Genomic DNA, 4,506 nt, shown 5'->3' on the forward strand with positions numbered 1-4,506 from the left:
CCAGCCCAGCACGGGCGAGGCGGTGAACAGATCCGCCACCATCAGCCCCAGCCAGAGGCCGAAGCTGCCCAGCACCAGCAGCCCCGCCGCCAGCCCCACCGTGCCGAGCGAGGCCAGCCAGCCGGCGCCCGCCAGCGGCCCAGGCCCTTGCAACGCCACCGGCTCGCCATGGCGGACCAGCCCGCCCTCGGCCGGCGGCAGCAGGGCGGGGCCGAGATCGCCGGCCAGCACGGGCTCCGGCGCTCGGGTGGCGGTGCGCGGGCGCTCGGGCTCGTCGGCCCAGCCGGGGCCGGCGTTCACCGGGGGCCTCGCGGGGTGGGGCGGTCCGGGATAGTGCGGTCCGGGATAGTGCGGTCCGGGCGGGTCACAGCGCATCCTCCAGGAGCCAGGCGATCAGCCGGTCCATCTCCAGGTGTGGCAGCCCTTCCCGGCCGTCCGGGTCGATCACCGGCGGGCGGAACACGGGCAGCTCGAAATAGGGCCGGCGCCAGAACGCATCGTCGGGAGCCGGCGGTTGCGGCGGGATCTGGCCGGGGCGGAAGGGCCGCCGCCGCGTCTCGCCCATCGGCACGCCCTGCACCACCGGCGCGCCGCCGGGAGCGGGCTCGCCCTCCTCCGTGCAGCGCAGCGCGGCGATCGCGGCATGGATCATGGCCGGGCCGCCGGCATGGCCGTGCGTGCCTACCATGCCGCGGAACAGCGAGAGGAAATCGCCACGCTGCGCCTGCGGCACGTAGTCCGCCTTGGTGGCGACGAAGGCCACGCGCCGCAGCGTGCGCAGCCCCAGCCAGCGGGAGCGCGAGCGGGCATCGTAGGCGCGGGCGATCTGCGCCACCGCCTGCCGGGCGTCGGTGAAGGCGCCCTCGCCCGCGCAGAGCGCGCCCAGCGCGTCGACCAGCACCACCTGCCGGTCGAAGCGGGCGAACCAGGGGTCGAAATAGCTGCGCCGCATATCGTCGCGATAGGCGTCGAACCGCTCGGCCAGGGCGGCGCGCAGGCTGCCCGCGGCCGGGCTGCCCTGGCCGGGGAGCGGGAAGAACCACATCATCGGGCTCTCGCCCTTGGGGCCAGGCACCAGGAAGCGGCCCGGCTGCAGCCAGCGCAGCCCGTGCCGGTCGCGCGCCGCCGCCAGCAGGTCGCGGTAGAGCAGGAAGCCGCGCTTGGCCACGGCATCGTCGGCCGGGGCGTTGCGGTCCAGCCCGGCCAGGAAGGACAGGAAATCCCCGGCCAGGGCGGCGCGCGGCGGCTGGCGCAGCTGCGCCAGCGTGGCGGCCGACCATTCCTCGTAGCTCTGCTCCAGCAGCGGCAGGTCGAGCAGCCACTCGCCGGGATAGTCCAGGATCTCCAGCCGCACCCGCCGCGCCGGCAGCCAGCGGCCCCAGTCGCCGGGGCGCTCCACCACCAGGGTCAGGGTGGCGCTGGCCAGGTCGCTGGTGCGGGGCGGCCAGTGCGGCGTGGCGCCGGCCAGGTCGCGCAGCTTGTCGGCGGCGTCGAACCAGTCCAGCGCCTGGGTGCCGGCCGGCTCCAGCCGCACCGCCTGGATGCGGCGCCCCTCCTCCGCCATGCGGCGGCGCAGCGCCGGCAGCGTGTCCCGCCCCCGCCCCAGCGCCAGCAGGTTGGCGATGAGGGAGGTGATGAACACCGTCTTGCCGGAGCGGCTGAGGCCGGTGATGGCGATGCGCAGCGTCGTCTCGTTGAGCGCCCGTTCCGCCTCGCTGGTGAGCCGGGCCAGTCCCTCGCCCAGCAGACCCAATCCTGCCGCCATCCGCCTCCGCCTTGTCTGTCAGCGCCCCATGTAGGGAGGCGGGCCGGGGGAATGAATTCCCCGGGCCTGCTTCTTTTGGCCCCTCAGAACACCTTACGGAAGAAGTGCCGGGTATGGCCCACCGGGTTGTCCGGCACATGGCCGAACTCGGTGTAGCCCTGCTTGATGTAGAAGGCAGGGGCCTGGAAGCTGTAGCTGTCGAGCCAGGCGCCGACGCAGCCGCGCGCCTTCGCCTCCGCCTCCGCCCGCGCGATCAGCTCGGCGCCGAGGCCGCCGCGGCGCAGATCCTCGGGCAGCCAGAACAGCTCGATGAACAGCCACTTCTTGTCCGTGCGGCCGGTCAGGCCGCCGCGGACGGCGCCGGTCTGCGGGTCGCGCACCAGCACCGAGAGCGGGCGGCGGCCGGACGGCCCCACCGCCGCCTCGTTGAAGGCGATGATGCCCTTCAGCACCACGTCCTCCGCATCGGCGTCCGGCGCGTCGCTGACCTCGATCGCCGGCAGCACCGTGCTCACGCCGCCACCTCGAACAGGCCCTCGACCTCCACCGCCGCGTCCATCGGCAGGGAGGGCACGCCGATGGTGCTGCGCGCATGCCGCCCCGCCTCGCCGAACACCGCCACGGCGAGGTCCGAGGCGCCGTTCATCACCTGGGCGTGCTGGGTGAAGGCGGGGGCGCAGGCGATGAAGCCGCCGAGGCGCGCCACCCGCGTCACCCGGTCGAGGTCGCCCACCGCCGCCCTGAGCTGCGCCAGCACGTTCACCAGGCAGAGCTGCGCCGCCTGCTGCCCGGTCTCGATGTCGATCACCTCGCCGAGCTTGCCGGTGAAGGCCACCTTGCCCTCGCGCATCGGCACCTGGCCGGAGACAACGACCAGCGTGCCGCCCGAGACGATGGTGAAGGGCACGTAGTTGGCGACCGGCGCGGCCGGCACGGGCAGGGTGATGCCAAGCTCGGCGAGGCGCGCCTCGATGCGTCCGGCCATGGGACGTCTCCTTGTGTTCGGTGGCTATTGGGTGTCGGCGGGAATGGCGGAAAAGGGGAAGGCGCCGCTCAGCCCACCAGGCGGAGGGTGCGGCGGCGCGCGGCGGGCGAGGGCTGCGCCGGCAGGTCGAGCGGCAGCAGCGGGCCACGGTCGCCCGGCGTGCCGGTGGCCTCCACCGCGCATTCCTCGAGCGAGGGGTCGGGCCAGAGGCGCCGCGCCGCCTCGCCGCCGAGATGGGCGATGGCCAGCCGGCGGAAGGCCCAGTCCAGCACCGAGGTGGCGCAGAGGATCTCGGGGTCGCCCTCCACCGCGCCGGCGGGGCCGAAGCGGGTGTAGGCGAAGCTGCCGACATAGTCGGAGAGCGGCACGCCACGGGCGAGGCCGATGTTCACCGCCTGGATGAAGCCTTCCAGCAGCCCGCGGAAGCCGCTGCCCTCCTTGCCGCCGGCGGTGAGCCCGACCTCGGCCAGCCCGCCCGTGGCCGACTGCGTGGCGCGCAGCGTGACCCGGTGGCCGCCGACGACGACGCGCCAGACCTGCCCGTGCAGGCCAGTGCCGGGGGCGGCGCCAGGGGCGATGGCGGGGCGCGGCGGCGGCCGGGCCGGCAGCGGCCGGGCCGCCGGCACCGGGCTGGCGGCGTGCAGATAGGGGCGGATGGCGGCGTCCATCGCCTCCCGTGCCGAGTCGGGCACCGGGGCCAGCAGGGCCAGGGCGCGCTCCCCCTGCAGGGCGAGGGCGCGGCGCGCGGCCAGGGTGGGCTGCTCCACCACCCGGCCGGCCTCGTCATGCGCCAGGCGGGTGGCGCCCTGGGCGGGGGCGAGGCCGCCCGTCTCAGCGCCGAGCAGCGCCTCCACCGCATCCGGCACGGTGAGGGCGAAGCAGCCGGCGTGGCGCAGCCCCTGGGTGGCGCCGGCGGCATCCAGCGCGCGGCGGGCGGCGGCGGCGAGGCCGGGCACGGCGCAGCCGGCGGGCGGCGCCGGCCACAGCAGCGCGGCGGGCTCGCGCGCGCCCAGATGCTCGGCCAGGGCGGCGCTGGCCTGCTCGGCGGCGCCGCGCGTCAGGGCGGAGAGGCAGGTGCCGACCTCGCGCGCCGCGGCCGAGTCGTAGGCCAGGCCCAGCGCCGCCAGCAGCCCGGCGAGATCGGCGAAGCCGACGCGCAGCCGCGTGGCCTTGCCGCCCGTGGCCACTTCCAGCGCGCGCACCGCGGTGCCCACGGCGGCCGCGTAGGCGGCATGGTCGAAGCCGCCGGCCTCGTCGAGGAAGGCGGGCAGGTTGAGCACGAAGCGCGGCTCGGCGCGGGTGTCGTTGCGCCACAGGCTGGCGCCGGGGGCGCCGCGCCGGGCCAGCAGCAGGGCGCGCAGCTCCCGCGCCAGGGCCTCGGCCTCCGCCGCGTCCAGCAGCTTCGGCGCCACGGCGCGGGCGGCGAGGCGGCCGATCCATTCCTCGGCCAGGGCGGGCAGCGAGACGGGGCCGGTGCCGGGGGCCAGCGCCGCCAGCGCCTCGGCCGCCGCATCCTCCCAGCTCGCGGGCAGGGCGACGGGGCGCGGCGCGGAATCGGGGTCCGCCGCCGCGCGCAGGCGCCGCAGCGCGAGACCGCTCCAGGAAGTGTTGGCCCAGGGAGTGCCAGGAACCCGTGCCGTGATCCGTGCCATGCGTCCAGGCTACCGCTGCCCCGCCCCACACGGAAGCCGCATCTGGTGGTAATTGCGCAAACAGCCGGCCAATATCCTGCTCCGCCGGCGTTGAAGGGTGCCCC

At 76.1% G+C, this 4,506-nt stretch carries 5 protein-coding genes; all 5 read right to left on the reverse strand.

What is annotated here, in order from left to right; genetic code table 11:
• On the reverse strand, positions 1-300 hold a 300-nt coding region (locus ACZJYS_RS22875; RefSeq protein WP_493180440.1), incomplete at its 3' end, for a hypothetical protein.
• Between the two features lie 64 nt (positions 301-364).
• Positions 365-1,765: a YcjX family protein gene (locus ACZJYS_RS22880; RefSeq protein WP_493180441.1), complete on the reverse strand. Its 1,401-nt coding sequence runs from the start codon at positions 1,763-1,765 to the stop codon at positions 365-367.
• An 83-nt stretch (positions 1,766-1,848) separates the two neighbouring features.
• Positions 1,849-2,280, reverse strand: a complete 432-nt coding sequence (locus ACZJYS_RS22885; RefSeq protein ID WP_493180442.1) for a GNAT family N-acetyltransferase — start codon at positions 2,278-2,280, stop codon at positions 1,849-1,851.
• Positions 2,277-2,750 carry a RidA family protein gene (locus tag ACZJYS_RS22890; protein ID WP_109517916.1) on the reverse strand — a complete coding sequence of 158 codons (474 nt, stop codon included), beginning with the start codon at positions 2,748-2,750 and terminating at the stop codon, positions 2,277-2,279. Before ACZJYS_RS22890 ends, ACZJYS_RS22885 begins: the two co-directional genes overlap by 4 nt.
• Before the next feature lie 68 nt (positions 2,751-2,818).
• Positions 2,819-4,402, reverse strand: a complete 1,584-nt coding sequence (locus ACZJYS_RS22895; protein ID WP_493180443.1) for a TSCPD domain-containing protein — start codon at positions 4,400-4,402, stop codon at positions 2,819-2,821.
• Positions 4,403-4,506: the final 104 nt, after the last annotated feature.

It is taken from the genome of Roseomonas sp. TS2, assembly GCF_058833935.1.